General features: G+C 29.2%; 21 protein-coding genes. 12 read left to right on the top strand and 9 right to left on the bottom strand.

What is annotated here, in order from left to right; genetic code table 11:
• Nucleotides 1-2 precede the first annotated feature (2 nt).
• Entirely contained in the window at nucleotides 3-1334 is a 1332-nt protein-coding gene (locus F7018_RS16350; RefSeq protein ID WP_150901203.1) for a DUF58 domain-containing protein, read from the top strand.
• A gap of 44 nt (nucleotides 1335-1378) precedes the next feature.
• On the opposite strand, the gene F7018_RS16355 is transcribed toward F7018_RS16350, so the two are convergent.
• The 5 genes from F7018_RS16355 to F7018_RS16375 form a co-directional block, all read right to left on the bottom strand.
• Nucleotides 1379-2107, bottom strand: coding sequence for a YggS family pyridoxal phosphate-dependent enzyme (locus F7018_RS16355; protein ID WP_150901178.1), 729 nt, complete (start codon nucleotides 2105-2107; stop codon nucleotides 1379-1381).
• Between the two features lie 46 nt (nucleotides 2108-2153).
• Nucleotides 2154-2870: an AAA family ATPase gene (locus F7018_RS16360; protein ID WP_150901179.1), complete on the bottom strand. Its 717-nt coding sequence runs from the start codon at nucleotides 2868-2870 to the stop codon at nucleotides 2154-2156.
• A 163-nt stretch (nucleotides 2871-3033) separates the two neighbouring features.
• Nucleotides 3034-3348: a CCC motif membrane protein gene (locus tag F7018_RS16365; protein WP_150901180.1), complete on the bottom strand. Its 315-nt coding sequence runs from the start codon at nucleotides 3346-3348 to the stop codon at nucleotides 3034-3036.
• Between the two features lie 15 nt (nucleotides 3349-3363).
• On the bottom strand, nucleotides 3364-3657 hold the full coding sequence (locus F7018_RS16370) for a DUF2752 domain-containing protein (RefSeq protein ID WP_175578766.1): 294 nt from the start codon (nucleotides 3655-3657) through the stop codon (nucleotides 3364-3366).
• An 8-nt stretch (nucleotides 3658-3665) separates the two neighbouring features.
• Nucleotides 3666-3989, bottom strand: coding sequence for a YbaB/EbfC family nucleoid-associated protein (locus tag F7018_RS16375; protein ID WP_150901181.1), 324 nt, complete (start codon nucleotides 3987-3989; stop codon nucleotides 3666-3668).
• Between the two features lie 140 nt (nucleotides 3990-4129).
• Between F7018_RS16375 and F7018_RS16380 the strand changes: the two genes are divergently transcribed.
• The 5 genes from F7018_RS16380 (at nucleotide 4130) to F7018_RS16400 (ending at nucleotide 9409) form a co-directional block, all read left to right on the top strand.
• The gene (locus F7018_RS16380; RefSeq protein WP_150901182.1) at nucleotides 4130-6226 is read left to right on the top strand and encodes a S9 family peptidase; all 2097 of its coding nucleotides are present in this window, start codon (nucleotides 4130-4132) and stop codon (nucleotides 6224-6226) included.
• Nucleotides 6227-6346: 120 nt separating this feature from the next.
• Nucleotides 6347-7345: a PLP-dependent cysteine synthase family protein gene (locus F7018_RS16385; protein WP_150901183.1), complete on the top strand. Its 999-nt coding sequence runs from the start codon at nucleotides 6347-6349 to the stop codon at nucleotides 7343-7345.
• Nucleotides 7346-7364: 19 nt separating this feature from the next.
• Entirely contained in the window at nucleotides 7365-8204 is an 840-nt protein-coding gene (locus F7018_RS16390; protein ID WP_317132399.1) for a helix-turn-helix domain-containing protein, read from the top strand.
• Between the two features lie 95 nt (nucleotides 8205-8299).
• Nucleotides 8300-8698 (top strand): GlcG/HbpS family heme-binding protein, encoded by a 399-nt coding sequence (locus F7018_RS16395; RefSeq protein WP_150901184.1) that lies wholly within the window; start codon nucleotides 8300-8302, stop codon nucleotides 8696-8698.
• A 69-nt stretch (nucleotides 8699-8767) separates the two neighbouring features.
• Nucleotides 8768-9409: an MIP/aquaporin family protein gene (locus F7018_RS16400; RefSeq protein ID WP_150901185.1), complete on the top strand. Its 642-nt coding sequence runs from the start codon at nucleotides 8768-8770 to the stop codon at nucleotides 9407-9409.
• Between the two features lie 32 nt (nucleotides 9410-9441).
• On the opposite strand, the gene F7018_RS16405 is transcribed toward F7018_RS16400, so the two are convergent.
• From F7018_RS16405 to F7018_RS16415, 3 genes are all read right to left on the bottom strand, one after another.
• The gene (locus tag F7018_RS16405; protein ID WP_150901186.1) at nucleotides 9442-10017 is read right to left on the bottom strand and encodes an SUKH-4 family immunity protein; all 576 of its coding nucleotides are present in this window, start codon (nucleotides 10015-10017) and stop codon (nucleotides 9442-9444) included.
• A 15-nt stretch (nucleotides 10018-10032) separates the two neighbouring features.
• Nucleotides 10033-10626: an acyl carrier protein gene (locus F7018_RS16410; protein WP_150901187.1), complete on the bottom strand. Its 594-nt coding sequence runs from the start codon at nucleotides 10624-10626 to the stop codon at nucleotides 10033-10035.
• 67 nt (nucleotides 10627-10693) lie between these two features.
• A complete protein-coding gene (locus tag F7018_RS16415; protein WP_150901188.1) occupies nucleotides 10694-11782 on the bottom strand; it encodes a hypothetical protein in 1089 nt (362 codons plus the stop codon).
• 503 nt (nucleotides 11783-12285) lie between these two features.
• Between F7018_RS16415 and F7018_RS16420 the strand changes: the two genes are divergently transcribed.
• On the top strand, nucleotides 12286-13044 hold the full coding sequence (locus F7018_RS16420; RefSeq protein ID WP_150901189.1) for a ThiF family adenylyltransferase: 759 nt from the start codon (nucleotides 12286-12288) through the stop codon (nucleotides 13042-13044).
• Here the strand turns inward: F7018_RS16420 and F7018_RS16425 are convergent.
• Entirely contained in the window at nucleotides 13041-13799 is a 759-nt protein-coding gene (locus F7018_RS16425; RefSeq protein ID WP_150901190.1) for a response regulator transcription factor, read from the bottom strand. The genes F7018_RS16420 and F7018_RS16425 overlap by 4 nt on opposite strands.
• 158 nt (nucleotides 13800-13957) lie before the next feature.
• Between F7018_RS16425 and F7018_RS16430 the strand changes: the two genes are divergently transcribed.
• From F7018_RS16430 to F7018_RS16450, 5 genes are all read left to right on the top strand, one after another.
• The gene (locus tag F7018_RS16430; RefSeq protein ID WP_150901191.1) at nucleotides 13958-14608 is read left to right on the top strand and encodes a hypothetical protein; all 651 of its coding nucleotides are present in this window, start codon (nucleotides 13958-13960) and stop codon (nucleotides 14606-14608) included.
• A 111-nt stretch (nucleotides 14609-14719) separates the two neighbouring features.
• Nucleotides 14720-15232 carry a UpxY family transcription antiterminator gene (locus F7018_RS16435; RefSeq protein ID WP_150901192.1) on the top strand — a complete coding sequence of 171 codons (513 nt, stop codon included), beginning with the start codon at nucleotides 14720-14722 and terminating at the stop codon, nucleotides 15230-15232.
• 248 nt (nucleotides 15233-15480) lie between these two features.
• Nucleotides 15481-16449: a 2,3-diaminopropionate biosynthesis protein SbnA gene (sbnA, locus tag F7018_RS16440; protein ID WP_150901193.1), complete on the top strand. Its 969-nt coding sequence runs from the start codon at nucleotides 15481-15483 to the stop codon at nucleotides 16447-16449.
• A 35-nt stretch (nucleotides 16450-16484) separates the two neighbouring features.
• The gene (locus F7018_RS16445; protein ID WP_150901194.1) at nucleotides 16485-17456 is read left to right on the top strand and encodes a 2,3-diaminopropionate biosynthesis protein SbnB; all 972 of its coding nucleotides are present in this window, start codon (nucleotides 16485-16487) and stop codon (nucleotides 17454-17456) included.
• Nucleotides 17457-17504: 48 nt separating this feature from the next.
• On the top strand, nucleotides 17505-19442 hold the full coding sequence (locus F7018_RS16450; protein WP_150901195.1) for a cyclic peptide export ABC transporter: 1938 nt from the start codon (nucleotides 17505-17507) through the stop codon (nucleotides 19440-19442).
• Nucleotides 19443-19478 lie beyond the last annotated feature (36 nt).

Genomic DNA, 19478 nt, shown 5'->3' on the forward strand with positions numbered 1-19478 from the left:
TGATTCAGTTTTTTAAATCTATATACATACATAATCGTTTTTTTATATACATAAGCATTATATCAGGATTATTTTTATTGTCGTTCTGGTTACCTGTATTATATTCACTTACGTGGATGCTTGTTTGGTTGTTTTTAATAACCATGTGTATTGATTTAATAGTTTTATATCGATTTAAAAAAGGCTTTTCAGCTCAACGTATTGTTTCTGATAAATTGTCTAATTCAGATGAAAATGAAATAGCCATTACGTTAGAAAATAGATATCCATTTCAGGTTTTTGTTTCAGTTATCGATGAATTGCCAGAACAATTTCAAAAAAGAGATTTTGACTATCAAACATCACTCCAAGTAGCCGATAAAAAAACGTTTTCCTATAATGTTCGTCCAGTAGAAAGAGGAGAGTATAAGTTTGGAAATTTGCATGTATTTGTTTCAACATTGTTGCAGATTTTTTCAAGAAGATATGTTTTTGCAAATGATAAAGATGTAAAAGTATATCCTTCTTATGTTCAAATGAAGAAGTATGAATTCTTAGCAATGCATAATAATTTGACAGAGTTTGGAATGAAGAAAATTAGACGTATTGGACATACCATGGAGTTTGAGCAAATAAAAAACTATATTCCTGGTGACGATGTCAGAACTATAAATTGGAAGGCTACAGCAAAAAGAGGAGAGTTGATGGTGAATCAATACCAAGATGAAAAATCTCAACCCATATATTCTATTATTGATGTAGGACGTGTTATGAAAATGCCTTTTGAAGGATTGAAGTTGTTAGATTACGCAATTAATTCAACATTAGCTTTTTCAAATATAGCATTGTTAAAGAATGATAAAGCAGGGATGCTTACGTTTTCTAAAAATGTAGAAAAAATAATAGCAGCAAGTAATAAGAAAACGAATTTATCGGTAATCAATGAAGAATTATATAAAATAACAACCGATTTTTCAGATGCTAATTTTGCTTTATTATATGCTACTATAAAGCGAAAAATAAATCAACGAAGTTTATTGATTTTATATACAAACTTTGAGCATATTTCAGCTTTAAAAAGACAGTTGCCTTATTTGAAAATGATTGCTAAAAAACATTTATTAGTTACAGTGTTTTTTGAAAATACAGAGCTGGATAAGTTAATCACAGAAAATTCAGAAGATTTACAAAGTATATATCACAAAACAATAGCCGAAAAATATGCCTACGAAAAAAGGTTGATAGTTAAAGAACTAGAAAAAAATAGAGTGCATGCAATTTTAACAAAACCAGCACAATTATCGGTAAATGTCATAAACAAATACTTAGAATTTAAGGCAAAAGGTATGATTTAAGTTATGTTTTAAGTAAGTTCTAAGAATGTAAGTTTAAGTGTGTTTTACTTTTGTTCGTTCCAATAAAAACTATCAGGGTAAATTCTTTCTCCAAATATGGCAGTTCCCACTCTAACAATAGTAGCACCTTCTTCAATAGCTATTTCTAAATCATTACTCATACCCATTGATAATTCATCCATAGATACATTAGGAATATTTAATTGAATAGCTTCTTTTTGAATAGCTTTTAATAGTTTAAAACACTTTCGTACTTCGTTTGACTCAGAACTTAATAAACCAATGGTCATTAAGCCTTTTATATGAATGTTTTTAAGTTTCGAAACTTGTTTAATTAATTCAATTGCATTTTCAGGACTAACACCAAACTTACTTTCTTCATTAGATGTATTTACTTGAATGTATACATCTATTTCTTTATTTTCAAACGAGAGTCTTTGCTGAAGTTTTTCGGCTAGAGAAAGTCTGTCTATGGACTGAATACAACTACACCATTTTAATACTTCTTTTATTTTATTGGATTGTAAATGACCAATAAAATGAATTTCAGGATTCCATTCAGCGACAGCATTGCATTTATCTTTAAACTCTTGAGCTTTATTTTCTCCCATTAAAGTAACACCTTCTTGCATAGCAATGCTGATTTTTTCGGGACTAACAGTTTTAGAAGCTAATAAAAGACGAACTTCTTTTGTAGGTCTTCCTGAATTATTACAAGCATTATTTATTCGGTTTTGTATGATGCGTAAATTATCTACGATAGTTGTACTCATAAATCAATGTTTTTGAACTTTCTTTTTTTGTATCGTTCAATAATTATTAAATACTTAATTTTAGTTCTTCTTCTAAAATTATTTGTCGTTTTAACTCTTTAAAAACAGTGTTTTTTGCTTCCGCATAAAAAACATTATAGATTCTTTGAATGTCTCTATATTTTTCAGGGTATTGAGATAATAAGCTTGTATAATATACATCCAATAAACTGTTTGTTGGAAGTTTAAACTCTAGCTGTATTTGAAACCTCCTTAGGATTGCGGTATCTATTATTTCTTTATAGTTGGTAGCAGTAATTAAAATAACGTTGTCGGGTAAATAATCTATAAGTTGAATAATAGTATTCACTAATCTTTTCATTTCTCCAGAGTCTTTTTGATCATAGTCGCGCATTTTTGCGATTGCATCAAATTCATCAATAAACAGTATTGCATTTTGTCTAATAGCCTTGTCAAATAAGCTTTGAATATTTTTAGCAGTTTCCCCTAGTTTTGAAGAAACAATACCACCTAAATTTAGAATTACTATTGGCTTTTTAAGAACACCAGCAATAGCCTTTGCAGTCATTGTTTTACCACAACCAGTATGACCATAAAGGAGAATTTTATTATCTATTGGTAAATTAAATTCTTGTAGCGCTTTTCTATGTTTGAATTCTTTTAAGAACTGCTCAATAATTGTTTTGTTAGATTGACTAAAATGAATTTCATCTAAGCTATCAATAACTATGTTATTTGACTTAATATATAAACTGCTTTGCATTATACTTATTATTAAATATCAATTGATTTCTACTTTTTTAAAACATGAAGAAATCTTAAGGTTACAAATATAATTAGGAATCCTTACTTTGTGAAGTTTTTATTGAAATAGTTGTATAAAAAAAGCGACCCAATTGGATCGCTTTTTATTTAAGTAGAAGTTTTTATCTACTTTGTTCTATTATATCATTTATTTGTTCCATCATTTCATCCCAACCAGTAGCTAACCTGTAACCGGTAAGAGCTAAATAAACAGCATTAATAATTAATGCAATCAGAGCAACTGTTTTAGCAGTTTTTATAGCTTTCAAAGATGCAGCATCATATTGTTCTGGGTTTGCTTCAGCGTCTTTCATTTTGTTGTTAGCAATAATAAAGGCAGGTGCAGCTAAAAAAACACCTAAACCACCAAAACAGCAGCATAAAAAACTTATAATTGACAATACATAAATAATAGTTGGGTTAAATTGTTTTTCCATAGTAGATTTATAAAATTAAGTTAATAGATTCATTTTTATAATATAGCTTATCACGATAATAAGCACATTAAGTATAGCTAAAATACTGATTATTTTTTGAGCGTGTTTAATTTTGTAAAAGAAGTTAAGAATGATAACAAAAGCTAAAAGAAGTAGTGTGTATATCCCTGGATACATTTTAAAAGCTTCTATAAATTCACCTTTTAAAACTAGAGCTAAAGCACGTTGAATACCACATCCTAAACAATCAACTCCAAAGAGCTTTTTGTTTAAACAAGGCAACATATAATCTTCTAGCTGTACAAACATCTTAGCTGTTATTTAAACATATCCATTCCAGGAATATTAGGCATACCAGCTTTGGCAGCAATAGCTAATTCCTGTTCATTAATATCGCCAGCTCTTTTTAAAGCTTTATTTAAAGTCAAAATTAAATAGTCTTCTAATTCTTCTTTGTCTTCTAATAAAGACTCATCTATTGTGATTGCTTTTACTTCTCTATTGGCAGTAACCGTAACTTTTATAGCACCACTGGCAGCAGATTCGTCAATTAAAACAGTGTTTAAACGTTTTTTAGTCTCTTCAACTTTTTGCTGAGCTTCTTTTATTTTGCCCATCATACCAGAAATATCTCCAAACATTAATCGTCGTTTTTATTATTTATATACAAGCAAAAATAGTATTTTCACAAGGAAATTGTTTAATTTAAATAAAAATGAAAAAAATTATGTTCCCCGCTATCGCATTTAGCCTTATTTTTGCGTCCTGCAAAAAACAAGAAATGAAGAAAGATATCAAAGCTCCAGTTGCTGATAAGCAGCCAACTACCTTAGAGAAACACGGAGATGTGCGTACAGATAATTACTTTTGGATGCGTTTAACCGACGAGCAAAAAAATGCCGAAATTAAAGACGAACAAACCCAAAAAGTATACGATTATTTAAATGCTGAAAATGCATATTACGATGAAGTAACAAAAGAGACGAAAGAGTTTCAAGAGAAGTTATTTCAGGAAATGAAAGGTCGTATTAAAGAAGATGATGAATCAGTACCTTACAAGAAGAGTGGGTATTTCTATATTACTCGTTATGAAAAGGGACAGCAATACCCAATTTATAGTCGTAAGAAAAGTAGTTTAGAGGCTGAGGAAGAAGTAATGTTTAATGTTAATGATGAAGCAGAAGGGCACGAGTATTTCCAATTAGGAGGTTTAAGTATATCACCTGATAATAAATTAACAACTTTTGCAACCGATACAGTAAGTCGTCGTCAGTATTTTATTAAGGTTAAAAACTTAGAAACTGGTGAAATTTATCCAGATAAGATTGAAAATACTACAGGAGGATCCGTTTGGGCAAATGATAATAAAACAATTTTCTACACAAAGAAAGATCCAAAAACTTTGAGAAGTTCACAAATATATAAACATGTTTTAGGAACAGATTCATCTGAAGATGTATTGGTTTTTGAAGAAAAAGATGAAACATTTGGAACTTTTGTAACGAAAACAAAATCGAAAAAATACTTAGTAATCGGTTCGTATAACACGGTTTCAACAGAGTACCAAGTATTAGAAGCTGATAATCCTGATGGAGATTTTAGAGTTGTTCAACCACGTGAGCGTGATTTAGAATATGATATTGCGCACTATGGTGATCATTTCTATATCAAAACAAATAAAGATGGAGCAACTAACTTTAAGTTAATGAAAACTCCTGAAGATAAAACTACTAAAGAGAACTGGGTAGATGTTATTCCTCATAGAGAAGATACATTATTCGAAGACTTTTCAATTTTTAAAGACTATTTAGTTTTAGAAGAAAGAAACAACGGATTAAACAAAATTAGAATTAAACGTTGGGATGGATCGGAAGATTATTACTTACCTTTTGATGAAGAAACTTATTCAGCAGGAGTGTATTCAAATCCAGAGTTTGATACAGATATCATCCGTTATTCGTACAATTCTATGACAACTCCAAGTTCGGTAATTGATTTCAATATGAAAGATAAATCAAAAGAAATCAAAAAAGAGCAGGAAGTATTAGGTGGAAAGTTTGATAAAACAAATTATGTAAGTAAGCGTATTTGGGTACCAGCTAGAGATGGTAAAAAAGTAGCTTTATCAATTGTACATCATAAAGACACTAAGATTGATAAAAACACACCAGTATTACAATATGCATATGGTTCATATGGATACACTATTTCTGATGGATTCTCAACAACGCGTTTAAGTTTATTAGACAGAGGTTTTGTGTATGCATTAGCACATATTAGAGGAAGTCAGTATTTAGGAAGAGAATGGTATGAAGATGGTAAAATGTTGAATAAGAAAAATACATTTACCGATTTTATTGATTGTTCTAAATATTTAATTGATAATGGATATACATCGCCAGAGCATTTGTATGCAATGGGAGGATCAGCAGGAGGATTGCTAATGGGAGCAGTTATCAATATGAATCCAGAATTATATAATGGAATCATATCTGCGGTACCATTTGTAGATGTAATTTCAACCATGTTGGATGATAGTATTCCATTAACTACTGGTGAGTATGACGAATGGGGGAATCCTAATGATAAAGAATACTACGATTACATCAAATCGTATTCTCCATATGATCAGGTAGAGGCAAAAGCCTATCCAAATATGTTAATTACTACAGGTTTACACGATAGTCAAGTACAATACTGGGAGCCTGCAAAATGGATAGCAAAGCTTAGAGATTTAAAAACTGATGATAACATGTTGTTCTTACATACAAATATGGATGCAGGACACGGAGGTGCTTCAGGTAGGTTTGATGCATTAAAAGAAACAGCTGAAGAATATACATTCTTTTTAATGTTAGAAGATAAGTTAGAAAAATAGTTATATTTTTGCGCTCGATTGAGTGTAAGCGTCATTGCGAGAGCAACGAAGATTAGCAATCTCAATAAAAAAGATTACTTCGTTATTCACCCTCGTAATGACGTTTTTTTATTAAATATAATGGATAGAAATCAACAAATAGCCGATAATATACTAGCACTAGTAGGACAAACCCCTTTAATTAAACTACATAGAATTACAAAAGGCTTACCGGGTAAATTTTACGCGAAAGTTGAGGCATTCAATCCAGGGCAATCGGCAAAAGATAGAATAGCTTTGCATATTGTTGAAAATGCAGAGAAAAAAGGTATTCTGAAACCAGGAGATACTATTGTAGAAACTACCTCAGGAAATACAGGTTTTAGCTTAGCAATGATAGCTATGGTAAAAGGTTATAAATGTATTTTGGCAGTAAGCGATAAATCATCTCAAAACAAAATTGATGTTTTAAAAACAATGGGAGCTGAGGTTCATGTATGTCCAGCAAATGTAGCTGCAGACGATCCTCGTTCGTATTATGAAACAGCGAAAAGAATTCATAAAGAAACTCCAAATTCAATTTACATCAATCAATATTTCAATGAACTAAATATTGAAGCGCATTACCATACTACAGGTCCTGAAATTTGGGAACAAACCGAAGGAAAAGTGACACATGTTGTGGTAGCAAGTGGAACAGGAGGAACTATTTCTGGAACTGGACGTTACTTAAAAGAACAAAATTCTAATGTTCAAATTTTAGGAGTAGACGCTATTGGATCGGTAATTAAAAAATATCATGAAACTCGTGAGTTTGATTCAAATGAAATCTCTCCTTATAAAATAGAAGGTTTAGGGAAAAACTTAATTCCTTCATCAACAGATTTTGACGTTGTAGATATCTATGAAAAAGTAGCTGATAAAGAAGCAGCTTTGAAATCGAGAGAGTTGGTAAAAACTGAAGGATTATTTTGCGGGTACACTTCTGGAGCAGTAATGCAAGCAGTACAACAGTATGCCGATAAAAATATGTTTGATGAGCATAGTGTAGTGGTAGTAATCTTACCAGATCACGGAATAAGATACATGGACAAAATTTATTCTGACTCTTGGATGCAAGAGCAAGGTTTCTTAAATTAACAGTTTAAGAAATAACTTAGTGAGTAAAATACCTATAGATAACATACCTGAATCTTATATAGAAAGTACAAAACTTCCTGAGCTTTTTGTGTATGACCTCAAGATGAATGAGGATGCTATTAAAACCAAAGTAAATCTGAACATGCATATGTTTAGTTTTTTACAGAAGGGGAAAAAGCAGGTTCATTTTGCTGAAGACGCTTTTTTAGTAGATAATTCACAGTCAATTTTAATTAAAAAAGGGAATTGCCTTTGGAGTGAGTTATTAGATGCTGAAGAAACTTATTATTGTAAATTGCTATTCTTTTCGGAAGAAAAACTAAAAGAGTTTTTTCAAAAGCATGGTCGTAGTAAAGAAAAAGATATACAAGCTAATTCATGCTATGTAATAGAAAATGACGATTATATAGAGTCTTATTTAAACTCACTGAATACCATTAAGAACACAAAGTCAGAGTTAGTAGAAAGTTTATTAGCTATTAAGTTTGATGAGTTATTGGTGTATTTAATTACCAAGTATGGCGAATCGTTTGAAGATTATTTGTTTTCGTTAATATCTAAAGAAACTTCTCCTTTAAAAAAGACTATTGAGAAAAACCTTTATACATCACTTACCTTAGATGAAATAGCTTTCTTATGTAATATGAGTCTTTCAACATTTAAAAGACACTTTATAAAAGAGTATAAGGAATCTCCAGGAAAATGGTTTAGAAATAAACGATTGGATAAAGCTAAAGAGCTTTTGGAAAAAGGAAACAAGAGTCCTTCAGATGTATACTTAGATTTAGGATATAATAATCTGTCAAACTTTAGTGCAGCTTTTAAAAATCAGTTTGGAATCAATCCATCAGAAATTTAATTTGACCTTTTTTCATAACAAGATGAACCTATCTTGTAACTATTAAGCTTTGAAGCTACTGTAATTTTGCATCAGAAATATTAATAAATAAGAAGATGAATATTACATTAGAACAAGCAGAAAAAATAATTATTGCAGCAAAAGAAAAGTCTGAAGCAATACATACTAAAATGAACATAGCAGTAGTAGATGCAGGAGCAAACCTAGTAGCTTTTTCTCGTATGGATGGAGCATGGTTAGGTTCATTAGATATCTCAATTAAAAAAGCAAAAACATCGCGTTTTTTCGATATGAATACAGGACTAATTGGAGAGTTATCACAGCCAGGAGCTCCTTTGTTTAATATAGAGAATTCTAACAACGGACTGATTACATTTCCAGGAGGTGTGCCAGTAAAGGATGCAGACGGAACTATTATTGGTGCTGTTGGAGTAAGTGGTAGCTCAGTAGAAAATGATCATATAGTAGCAGAAGCAGGAGCAAACGCAATTTAAAAGAGGAAAAGGTGAAAGAGAGGGGGTAGCCATGGCTATCCTTTTTTTATTGAATATAGGTAAGTAATTATGAGAAAATATATAGCTGAGTTTATTGGGACATTTGCATTGGTTTTTTGCGGTACAGGTGCTGTAATTGTAAATTCTTTATCAGAAGGAAGTTTAGGGTTGTTAGGAATCTCAGCAGTTTTTGGAATTGTTATAATGGGAATTATTTATGTCTTTGGAGCCTTTTCTGGAGTGCATATCAATCCAGCGGTTACCATTGCTTTAGTTGTTGGTAAGTTAATGCCTAAAAGAGAAGTCATACATTATGTGATTGCTCAAGTACTTGGGGCTTTTTTAGCAAGTGTGTTATTATACTTAATCTTTCCAGAAACACAAACTTTAGGAGAAACCTTACCTAGTGAAGGTATAATATCTTCATTTGCGTTAGAAACAGTGTTAACGTTCTTTTTGATGCTAACAATTCTGGGGGTAACAAGTCAAAAAGAGTACAGTCATTTAGCAGGAATTGTTATAGGTGTTTTTGTAACTGGAATTATTTTAATTGCAGGTCCAATTTCTGGAGGTTCTTTTAATCCAGCTCGTAGTTTAGCACCAGCAGTACTTTCTGGAAATATTCATTTACTATGGATATATATTATAGCACCTATGCTAGGAAGTGTTTTAGCAATGTTATTATGGAAGTTTATGGTTAGTGAGGAGTAGTTTTTATTTTATGAAAGTAAATAACTTGTTTCTTATTCGATTTCAGCTCTTAAATTTTCAATTTCATTATCCCAAAAACTTGATTCAATGTAGTAGTTTGGGTTTAACTTTTTAAATTCATTTTCTAATTCAGTCAAATGTTTTTCAGTAAATTGAGACTCAAAAAGTCCATCTTCTCCGAATTCTTTATTTGTTTTTTCAACAAAGTTTCTATAAAGTAAAATAGAAGAAGCTAGTTCAGCAATGTTTTTATTCATGGTTTCCATAAACTCAAATTCCTGTTCGTGGTCGAGTATAATTAACTTATCATTATCTGATGAATCTATACAAATAGGATTCCCGTTATTATCAGAACCAAATATCCAATAATTATTAGTTTTATCATCTAGCTCATAATCATCGTAGTAATTCTGAATTGTATTGAATTCTCCATCATAACTGATTAATCCAAAACCTAAAAAAGGAGCTGCATCTTCTGGAAATCCAATTTTTAAAAATTCTTTTGTTTTTTCATTTAAATTTGATTTTTCTATTTGGTCAATTGGAAATTCTACCCAGTTTTCTGAGCTATTATTCATCCAAAGTTTTTGAAATTCTATTGGTGTCATCTTAGTTTTTTTGTGTTAATCAATTCCTAAATCGTTTGTGAAAGAATGATGTAATTCAATTTCACTTATAGGAATACCAATTCTGTCTTCAATAATTCCACAAATGATTCGTTCAATCTCATATTTACTAGAAATATTTTCAATAGATATTAATTGTTCATAATTCATAGAGATTATCCAATCGGTGAATTTTCGTAATGTATTTTCTGTCACAGGTTCGGTTCGGTCAAAAATTTTGAAACCTAAAAATTTAACTTCTTTATTTAACGTTTTATCTAAGTCTAAATCTACTAAATCAGGTATTTTTAATCCAATCTCATTCTCTAATAGAGTCCAATCATTTTTTAAATCCGTTTTGTTTAATAAGTCTGATGTTTTAGTATTTGGAGTAATATTTTCCTTTTCATTTTCAAATTGTTCCAAAGCTCTTCTGATTTTATAAAAAACTATTTGTGATAAACACTTTTTATTAGGTTTAAGTTTAATTTTTTTAAATACAGAATCAGCCATTTGTTGAACTGTTACAATTTGTTCACATTCAACATTAGGGATTGATATCCCGAATTTATCTTCTATAGTCATTACTAATTCAACTGAATCTAACCCCATTTTGTTGTTTTATATGTTTACTAATTGAAAAAAGCTTATTTAGATAATCTTGTTGTTGGTAATATTTTTACTCTCTATTCGCTTGATTAAATCCACTTATCTCAACAATAGCTTGTATAACATTATCCTGATCAATTTTTTTATTCCAGCCTTTTTGTGCTAATTCAGCTCTAACTTCGCTTTCTGATTTTCCCATTTCAAAAAGATATATTGTATATTCAAGTACTTTCTCTGGAATTTTTTTAATCATATGGTTTGCAATAATTCCTGCGGTTTTACCCATAGCTAAAATATATGAGAAGACTATTTGAAATATCCAACTCAAGATAAGCCCTATCCAACCTGTATTCAAATTCTTTATAGTTAAGCCGTTTTCAAATCGCATTTTTATAAATTCAAAAAAACTGAGTTTAGAAATATTGTTTTGTGTTATTATTAATTGGTATTGTGTAAGCTGATTGGTAATGAACATTGTAATCATCATTACTCCAATTATCAATTGGATTCGTTGAAATTCAATATAATTTGTTTTCTTTAAAACTTGAGAAAACAAATACCCTATTCCTATTCCTATACCTACCTCGTAAAGAAAAATAAAATAGGTGAAATTGACAGTTAAAAAAGCAATTAATACTCCAAACAAAATAGCAATAAATAGTCCGCCAATTATTGAAAGAGGTAAATTTGGTTTTCCAAACTCTTTGGGCTTTGGTAATTCCGTTGGAATTTCATAATCGGTCCAATTAATTTGTTTTTCAAATTCAGTTTCTAATTCAATGAGCTTTCCATTTTTGTTATATTCGGTTGCTAATTTTTGAAAAAGAGCAATGAATAAACCTGTTCTTTTAGAGTTCTTTCCAAAATCAATGAAATTACCTTCAAGTGTTTTACTATGAACTTCAATTCGGCCAGAAGCTTTTTTTGTGACAGTTATTTTTTCTGTTAACTTATTCCAGTCTCCTTTTCTTTTTGCTTCTACAGATTTTTTGTCACTGTAAACAATTGGCCAATCGAGTTTTTCAAATACTTCAATTATTAATGGAATAATTTGTCCGTCTTCAATATTTGTTTTAAAATTTTCTGTAAACTCAGGGGTATATTTAAAGCTATATTTCTTTTTTATTGTTGATTCTAGTTGTTTGTATTTTAAATTCATACTAATAGCAATTTGATTATATACTGAGTTTTATTTTTGTTATTACTCAATATAATTAATAAAATTAAAGGTTTTTAATTGTGTATCAGATGTAGGAATAAATTCCACGCAATTTTTTTCAAACAAATATAGTAAAATATAAAGTGTATTTGTGTCTCTATATTGAGGTATGCTTTTAAGGTTTAAAAGATTGATTTTTTATAAATAGAAATGTTTTTAATACCAAGTTTCAATAAAATATAAAGACAGGTTTTTATTGGCTATAAAAAAGGAATAAGGGTTTTTATGGTAAATTTGTGTCAGGTTATTTGGAGCTATTTAGTTGAAAAACAGTAATAAAGATGTTTTATTTATTTGTAATATTTTTTAATGATATTATGCTAATATTTATTTAACTTAGATCTATTAGATAATATAATAAAATTAAAGTAAGATAAAACTACCTTTTTGTGTAAGGTTAAATAATAAGGTCCTTCTTATTTTTGTTTGAAATCATTATTAGAATGGATGCAAGGTATAGCAGAAATAGAATATATGTTAAACCAGATGAACAAGAACTAATAAAAAATAGTTCTATTTTATTGGCTGGTTCGGGAATTGGTAGCGTTATAGCAGAATGTGCTCTGCGCTTTGGTTTTGAAAATTTAACTATTATTGATGGAGATCAAGTTGAAAAATCAAACTTAAATAGACAAAATTATATAGAAGCTGATATCAATATAGATAAAGTAGCTGCATTAAAAAAACGATTGTTATCCATAAATGAAAAAGCAAATATTAATGTGCATAATTGTTTTTTAACGAAAGAAAATTTAAGTGAACATATAAATAATCATAAAATAGCTATTAATGCATTAGATTTCAATACTGAGGTACCTTTGTTTTTTGATGAAATCTGCCAACAAAATAATATACCAGTTTTGCACCCTTATAATTTAGGATGGGGAGGATTAGTAACTATAATATCGCCTAATGGTTTGTCGTTGAGGTCTATAGCAAAAGCAGGAGAACAATTTAATGAACTTAGGGTTGTTGAATACATAACAAGTTATATGAAATTTTGGGGAACCCCTCAGTTATGGATTGATGAGGTTTTAAATGAATATTTAAATGAAAAAGAAAAATTATCTCCTCCGCAATTATCAATTGGTTCATGGATGGTTGCTAGTATGTGTACACATATTCTTTTTAAGATTATAACAAATAAAGAGTTTAAAACGTTTCCTGAGTTTTACTTTTCATCAATCAATAATGATTACTAAATTAGTTTATTATTAGTAGCATAAACTATTGCTTCAGAAATGTTGGTTACCTCTAATTTCTCAAATAGTTTTCTTCTGTGAAATTTAACTGTGTCTGGTGATATAAACATTGGCTCTGCCATTTCATTTATAGTAAAGCCTCTTACAGAAAATTTTAAAATTTCTTTTTCACGATGAGTGAGTTTTAATTTACCGATTTTTTTCCAAAAACTACCCTTTAAATCGTATTTAAAAATATTATTTTCACCTTTTTTAGATACGGTAATGTTTCCTGAATTTTGTTCATTAGAAAGGGATATAATACAAACGGCTTTCCATATTTTTCCTTGATCAGTTAAAAAAATAGGTGTTAATTTTTGATTAATTAAAAAGGTTTTTCCTTCTTTATTTTTTAAATGAAAGTCATAAGATATAGTATAATTTATTCTTTCTGCTAGAGGTATTTTTTGATAAAAATCAAATCCAATAGTATTTATTTTAAGAAGTAATTTTAAATCTTTAGGAGTTACATAATTAAAATAAAATAGATACCCCATTTCTTTAACTTCATCAGGAGTATGACCACATAAAAAAAGGGGGTTCTCAGAAACATATTCAAACCCTTTTTTTTGATAATCAATTACATAAATACTCTTATAGGTAGTTCTAGCAAAAGCTTCAATAGCTTTTATATAATCAGCTGTTTGCTTCCGTTCGTTTTCAGATATACTCGTCACGGTATTGCGTGAAGAGAAAAAATCACCAATATTGGTCATAGGTTTCGTAGGGACTTAGTCCCGCGAATTAATTAAAAAAATAGTTAAAAAACAATTTTATTATATGATTTTTTTATAAAAATATTGAATATTCCACAATTTTGTGTAGTGTAGTTAAAGCTTTGAGAATATAGCTTTGGTAGCAAAACATAATAATTATGATACTAACCAAAAACTATTTAGAAAGATTAACTACAAATGAAGTTTATAATTTATCAAAATTTGTAGTAGAAGAAAACTTTAATCATCATAGTGTAAACGATGATTTAGAAAACATAAAAAAAGATATTCTGTCTGTTTATAATGAAGAGTTAAAATATGGGCAAAATTCTAAAATATTTGTTAGTAAGGACGATTATGGTAATATTTCGGGATCTATTAGAGTTTTAAAATGGAACTACTTAGATAAATTACCAATTGAAACTTTATTTGGGATAAATCCATTAATGTACATTGAAGATAGGCCTTTTAATGAGATATGGCATATAGGTAGATTTGCCATTAAAAAGGGAATAAATGATTCTAACTTATTTAAAAAATTGATGGTTTGTGCAATTGCACCTATTTGTAATAATATTGAAAACATAGCATTTGCAGAATGTGATAATAAATTATTAAGAATAATGTCATTACTTGGAATAAAGGCAGAAGTTGTAGGAAGACCTATAAATTACCTAGGTTCAGAAACGATTCCTGTAAGTTTTTCACATGCTGGACTTATTGATTTTTATAATAAAAACAAACATTTGGTTTTGAATCAGAGTCTTTTAGATGGAAAAGGGGTAATTGAAAACTACACTTTTGTGTAGCGATTATAACTAATAAAATTTAGAAGTTTGAAGAGAGAAGAAAAAACAATTTAAGTCCGAAAATAATGTGACTTAGAGAAGCGAAGCTTTGCATTAAAATAATTTGAAATTGTGAATTTTACTATCGGCTGGCATGTGTTATATGTGAAATCTCGTTGGGAGAGGAAAGTATCTGAATCTTTAAAAGAAATTTCTTTAGAGTCATTTATGCCTCAGGTTAAAACAATTAAACAATGGAGTGATAGAAAAAAAATGGTTCTTACTCCTCTTTTTCCATCATATGTTTTTGTGAATATTAATTCTTCTTTAGAATTTCACAAAGCTTTATCAGTTGAAGGAGCTTTTTCATATATACGTTTTGGTAAAGAATACGCTAGGGTTCAAGAAAAGGAAATTAATCAAATAAAATTATTGGTAGGAAATAAAAATATTACCAATATTGAAACTAATGTTAGATTTCCAAAGGTAGGTGAGTCTAAAAAAATTATTTATGGTCCACTTAGTGGCTTAGATTGCGAAGTTTTGAAAGTAAATAATTGCAATAAAATAATTGTACGAATTGACTCATTGCAGCAAAATTTAATAGCTACAATTCCTTTAGGATTTTTTGCAAATGAATTATAAAATCTAATTTATAATGTTTTCTAATAAAAAGTTAGAATATGCTTGTGAAGTAGAACAATAACTTTATTCACTAATAGTAATTAATCAAAGTCTTCTTAGATTTCTAATTAAATACAAAATCATTTTGATTTAAAAATAAATAGCCTCTATACTCTTTTAGAGAGGTTTCTGTTGTTGCTCTTATGGATTTAGGAGTCTAACAAAATATTTAATTCAAGTTTACAATAAATCAACTAAACAACTTAACCATGATAAACAACATTTTAGAAAAAGTTGGTAATACTCCATTGATATCAATAAAAAATAAGGAAGAGCCAAATTTAAATGTTTTTGCAAAATTAGAATTTTATAATCCAACAGGAAGCGTTAAAGACCGTGCAGCTTCTTACATTATTAATAGTTTATTAGATAGAGGAATTATAACTCAGAATACAACCATAATAGAGTCTTCTTCTGGAAATTTTGGTATTGCTTTATCAGCTTATGCAAAGCAAAAAGGATTAAAATTTGTTTGTGTTATTGATAAAACAACTTTGCCTGTTAATGAAATGATGATTAGGCTTCAAGGCGCAGAAGTAATAAAGATAACAGAGCCAGATTCAAGAGGGGGGTATTTATTGAATAGAATAAAAAAAGTAAAAGAAATTGTTGAAAATACTGAGGATATCTATTGGGTAAATCAATATGAAAACCCTTTAAACGCTCAGGCATATTATAACTCATTAGCCAATGAAATTTGCTTAGAGATTCCTAGGCAAAAGCTAGATTATTTATTTATGGGAGTTAGTTCAGGAGGAACTATTACTGGTGTTTCTCAAAAAGTTAAAGAAAAATACCCAAATGCCCAAATTATAGCAGTGGATGTAGAAGGGTCAATAATTTTTGGAGGAAAATCAAGAAAGAGATTTATTCCAGGTATTGGTTCAAGTTTGCGTCCAGGTATTTTGGAATCTGCTAAGATTGATAATGTAGTTTATGTTGATGAAATGGAGACAGTTACCAATTGTGTTGAATTATTAGAAAATCATAACATATATGCAGGAGGTTCTTCGGGTTCTGTGTTTGCAGCAGTAAAAAAATATTTCAATATGCATCCTGTAGATAGGCCTGTTAATATCATGTGTGTGTTTGCTGATAAAGGAGAACGATACATTTCTACAATATATAATCCTAAATGGCGAGAAATGGTAGAATCTGCAAATTTAGAATTAGTCTAATAACAATAAGAATTATTAAAATAAAAAAACATAAAATGATTTACTTAAATAACAAAAATATTCAAGAGTTAAATACTGATTGGAATAATAATGTTAAAGTGATAACTGATGCTGTAAAGTGTTTGGGGTCAAATGATATGGCTCAGCCTATTAAACCTTATTTACGTTATAGAAATGAAGTAAATAGAATTATAGCGATGCCAGCATTTATTGGTGGAGATATAAATAAGTCTGGGATTAAATGGATAGCTAGTTTCCCTGATAATATAGAAAAAGGAATTGCCAGAGCCCATAGTGTAATTACATTAAATGAAGCAGAAACAGGGGTTCCAATAGGAGTTATTAATAGTGGAGAAATTTCAGCAATTAGAACGGCATCGGTTAGTGGTTTTATAATAAAAAAGTTTATTGAGAATCGTAAACCAGAAAAATTGAAGATAGGAATTATAGGTTTTGGTCCCATTGGACAAGCTCATTTAGAAATGTGTAATGCACTTTTAGGGAAAAGTATAGAAGATATACTTATTTATGATTTAAAAGGAATCGATAGAGCAGTTATAGATGAGGATTTAAATAAGAAAGTAACAGAAGTATCAAGCTGGAAAGAAGCATATGCAGAAGCAGATATATTTATTACTTGTACGGTTTCTAAAGATAGATACATAGATAAACAACCTAAAGCGGGTTCTCTTCATTTAAATGTTTCATTAAGAGATTATAAAGCAGAAACATTTCCTTGGTTTTCTAAAGCTATAATTGTTGATGAATGGAATGAAGTGTGTAGAGAAAATACAGATATAGAAATGTTTAATAAAACTCAAAACTTGCAGAGAGAAGATGTAATTGAAATTCAAGAACTATTAACCAAAAATTATTTTAGTTCTTTAGAGAGAGAGCAAGCTGTAATGTTTAACCCTATGGGAATGGCTGTTTTCGATATTGCAATTGCCGATAACTATTTAAAATTAGCTCTTAATAGAAGTGTAGGAGTTTTACTAGAAGATTAAATCTTAATTAAAAAATATTAAATACTAATAAATTTAAAGAAAAACTAAATGGATAATACAGTTTTCGCGATTCAAATATTTATTGTTTCGCTTGTTATAATTGGTGTTACTTATACAGTAATAGCCCTTGCCCAAATATTACAGAAAAAAAGAACAAAAGACTTATCTTTTTCAAAATTTACAAACTATTTGTTAGGTTTTGTAGCAATTTTACCCATATCTATTTTTTTGTATTACATGCCTATTGCTATGTATGATGAAAATTTTTGGATGGTTCAGTCTCAGAATTATAAAGCTTTAAATAATGCTATTATTCAATTAGGAATAGCTGTAGCAGCGTTTTATTTTTTGACACGAGTAACTATGTTTTTTCCACATAAAAATAAATACTACAATATTCTTTCGTCCTTACTTCTAATATCATTAATTCCAGGAGTAGCAAATTCTCTTATAGTAATGATAATTAGTCAATTTGTAAGTGGTGAAGTTGAAACTAAATATTTACTAACTTTCTTTGTGTTAGCTACTTATTTTTATGTGATTACTATTAGGTTAAGTAAAAGAAAAACGGCTTATTTAGGTTCTATTATAGCACAAGAATTTAATTCGTTAATACTTAGAAATGTTTTTAGAATTCCTTTTCAAAAATATGAGAAAATTCAAAGTGGAAAAATTTATACAATCTTGAATGATGATATAGGAGATATCTTTTATTTTTCACAAGTAGCTATCCATATTTTTACCAATGTACTTACTGCTGTTATAATATTTATCTATTTATTTTCATTAGACTTTTTAAATGCTTCAGTTCTAGTAGGTTCAATGGCTTTTATATTTTTCCTATATAGTTTTCTTGCAGCCCCATTAAATAATGCTCTATTAGATGCAAGAGATAAAAGAGAAGGTTTTACGAATTTAGTGTCAGGCCTTATTAATGGCTTTAAAGAGTTGGTTTTACATCAAGTAAAACGTGTTGAATATAATAAAGATATGGAAGTTAGAAACTCTATGCTTTATACATCAAAATTAAAGGCGGCTTATATTGATATAAATAAAACACTACTTTCAGAAATATCTTTTACGGTTGCTGTAGGTGTAACTTGTTTGGTTTTTCCCATGATTTTTGAATTTGATAAACAATTAATAACAACATTTGTAATAGGTACACTATTTCTTTGGGGGCCTTTTAATAATATGCTTTCAGGTATACCAGGAATAATTAATGCAAAGATAGCTTGGAGAAGAATAAAAGAATTTTTGAAAAATACAGATTCTGAAAAAATGCTTTTCATTGAAAATGATAATAAAGTAAATATATCATCGTCTGTAGAAAGTTTGGAGGTACAGGATATTTGTTTTAATTATAAAAGAGATGAGGATTCGGATGAAATTACTTATGGAATTGGTCCAATTAATTTTGAAGTAAGACAAGGTGATATAGTTTTTATTATAGGGGGGAATGGTAGTGGTAAAACTACATTTTTGAAGACCTTAATAGGATTGTATCCAGTAGACTCAGGTCAAGTACTTGTAAATGGAGAAAGAGTTGATACAAAAGTTTTAGGAGAACATTATTCGGTTATTTACAGTGATTTTTATTTATTTAAAAAGATATATGGAATTAACACAAATCGTTTGAATCAGGTATATGAATGGCTTGATATGTTTGGTTTATCTGATAAAGTTACAATTGAAGATGGTGCTTATAGTACAATCGATCTATCTAAAGGACAACGCAAAAGATTAGCAATTCTAAAGTCTTATTTAGAGGATAGACCAATTTATTTCTTTGATGAATGTGCTGCAGATCTAGATCCTGACTTTAAAGACTTCTTTTATAATGAACTTCTTGTAAAAATGAGAGATGAAGGAAAATTATTAATTGTGATTACTCATGACGATAAATATTTCGATTTGGCTAATAAGGTTTATAAAATGGAGATGGGGAAAATTTCTATGTTAAAATCAGAAGCTGTAGTACTTTAAGAAGTTCTGGATTAGATAGTGCTTTAAAACTAAAAT

It is taken from the genome of Tenacibaculum aiptasiae, from assembly GCF_008806755.1.
GTDB lineage: Bacteria > Bacteroidota > Bacteroidia > Flavobacteriales > Flavobacteriaceae > Polaribacter > Polaribacter aiptasiae.

What these genes read in the sequence shown, in the direction of transcription:
- F7018_RS16355 (WP_150901178.1), bottom strand. Translation starts at nt 2,107, where the DNA reads ATGAGTACAACTATCGTAGATAATTTACGCATCATACAAAACCGAATA.
- F7018_RS16360 (WP_150901179.1), bottom strand. Translation starts at nt 2,870, where the DNA reads ATGCAAAGCAGTTTATATATTAAGTCAAATAACATAGTTATTGATAGC.
- F7018_RS16365 (WP_150901180.1), bottom strand. Translation starts at nt 3,348, where the DNA reads ATGGAAAAACAATTTAACCCAACTATTATTTATGTATTGTCAATTATA.
- F7018_RS16370 (WP_175578766.1), bottom strand. Translation starts at nt 3,657, where the DNA reads ATGTTTGTACAGCTAGAAGATTATATGTTGCCTTGTTTAAACAAAAAG.
- F7018_RS16375 (WP_150901181.1), bottom strand. Translation starts at nt 3,989, where the DNA reads ATGTTTGGAGATATTTCTGGTATGATGGGCAAAATAAAAGAAGCTCAG.
- F7018_RS16380 (WP_150901182.1), top strand. Translation starts at nt 4,130, where the DNA reads ATGAAGAAAGATATCAAAGCTCCAGTTGCTGATAAGCAGCCAACTACC.
- F7018_RS16385 (WP_150901183.1), top strand. Translation starts at nt 6,347, where the DNA reads ATGGATAGAAATCAACAAATAGCCGATAATATACTAGCACTAGTAGGA.
- F7018_RS16395 (WP_150901184.1), top strand. Translation starts at nt 8,300, where the DNA reads ATGAATATTACATTAGAACAAGCAGAAAAAATAATTATTGCAGCAAAA.
- F7018_RS16400 (WP_150901185.1), top strand. Translation starts at nt 8,768, where the DNA reads ATGAGAAAATATATAGCTGAGTTTATTGGGACATTTGCATTGGTTTTT.
- F7018_RS16405 (WP_150901186.1), bottom strand. Translation starts at nt 10,017, where the DNA reads ATGACACCAATAGAATTTCAAAAACTTTGGATGAATAATAGCTCAGAA.
- F7018_RS16410 (WP_150901187.1), bottom strand. Translation starts at nt 10,626, where the DNA reads ATGGGGTTAGATTCAGTTGAATTAGTAATGACTATAGAAGATAAATTC.
- F7018_RS16415 (WP_150901188.1), bottom strand. Translation starts at nt 11,782, where the DNA reads ATGAATTTAAAATACAAACAACTAGAATCAACAATAAAAAAGAAATAT.
- F7018_RS16420 (WP_150901189.1), top strand. Translation starts at nt 12,286, where the DNA reads ATGGATGCAAGGTATAGCAGAAATAGAATATATGTTAAACCAGATGAA.
- F7018_RS16425 (WP_150901190.1), bottom strand. Translation starts at nt 13,799, where the DNA reads ATGACCAATATTGGTGATTTTTTCTCTTCACGCAATACCGTGACGAGT.
- F7018_RS16430 (WP_150901191.1), top strand. Translation starts at nt 13,958, where the DNA reads ATGATACTAACCAAAAACTATTTAGAAAGATTAACTACAAATGAAGTT.
- sbnA (WP_150901193.1), top strand. Translation starts at nt 15,481, where the DNA reads ATGATAAACAACATTTTAGAAAAAGTTGGTAATACTCCATTGATATCA.
- F7018_RS16445 (WP_150901194.1), top strand. Translation starts at nt 16,485, where the DNA reads ATGATTTACTTAAATAACAAAAATATTCAAGAGTTAAATACTGATTGG.
- F7018_RS16450 (WP_150901195.1), top strand. Translation starts at nt 17,505, where the DNA reads ATGGATAATACAGTTTTCGCGATTCAAATATTTATTGTTTCGCTTGTT.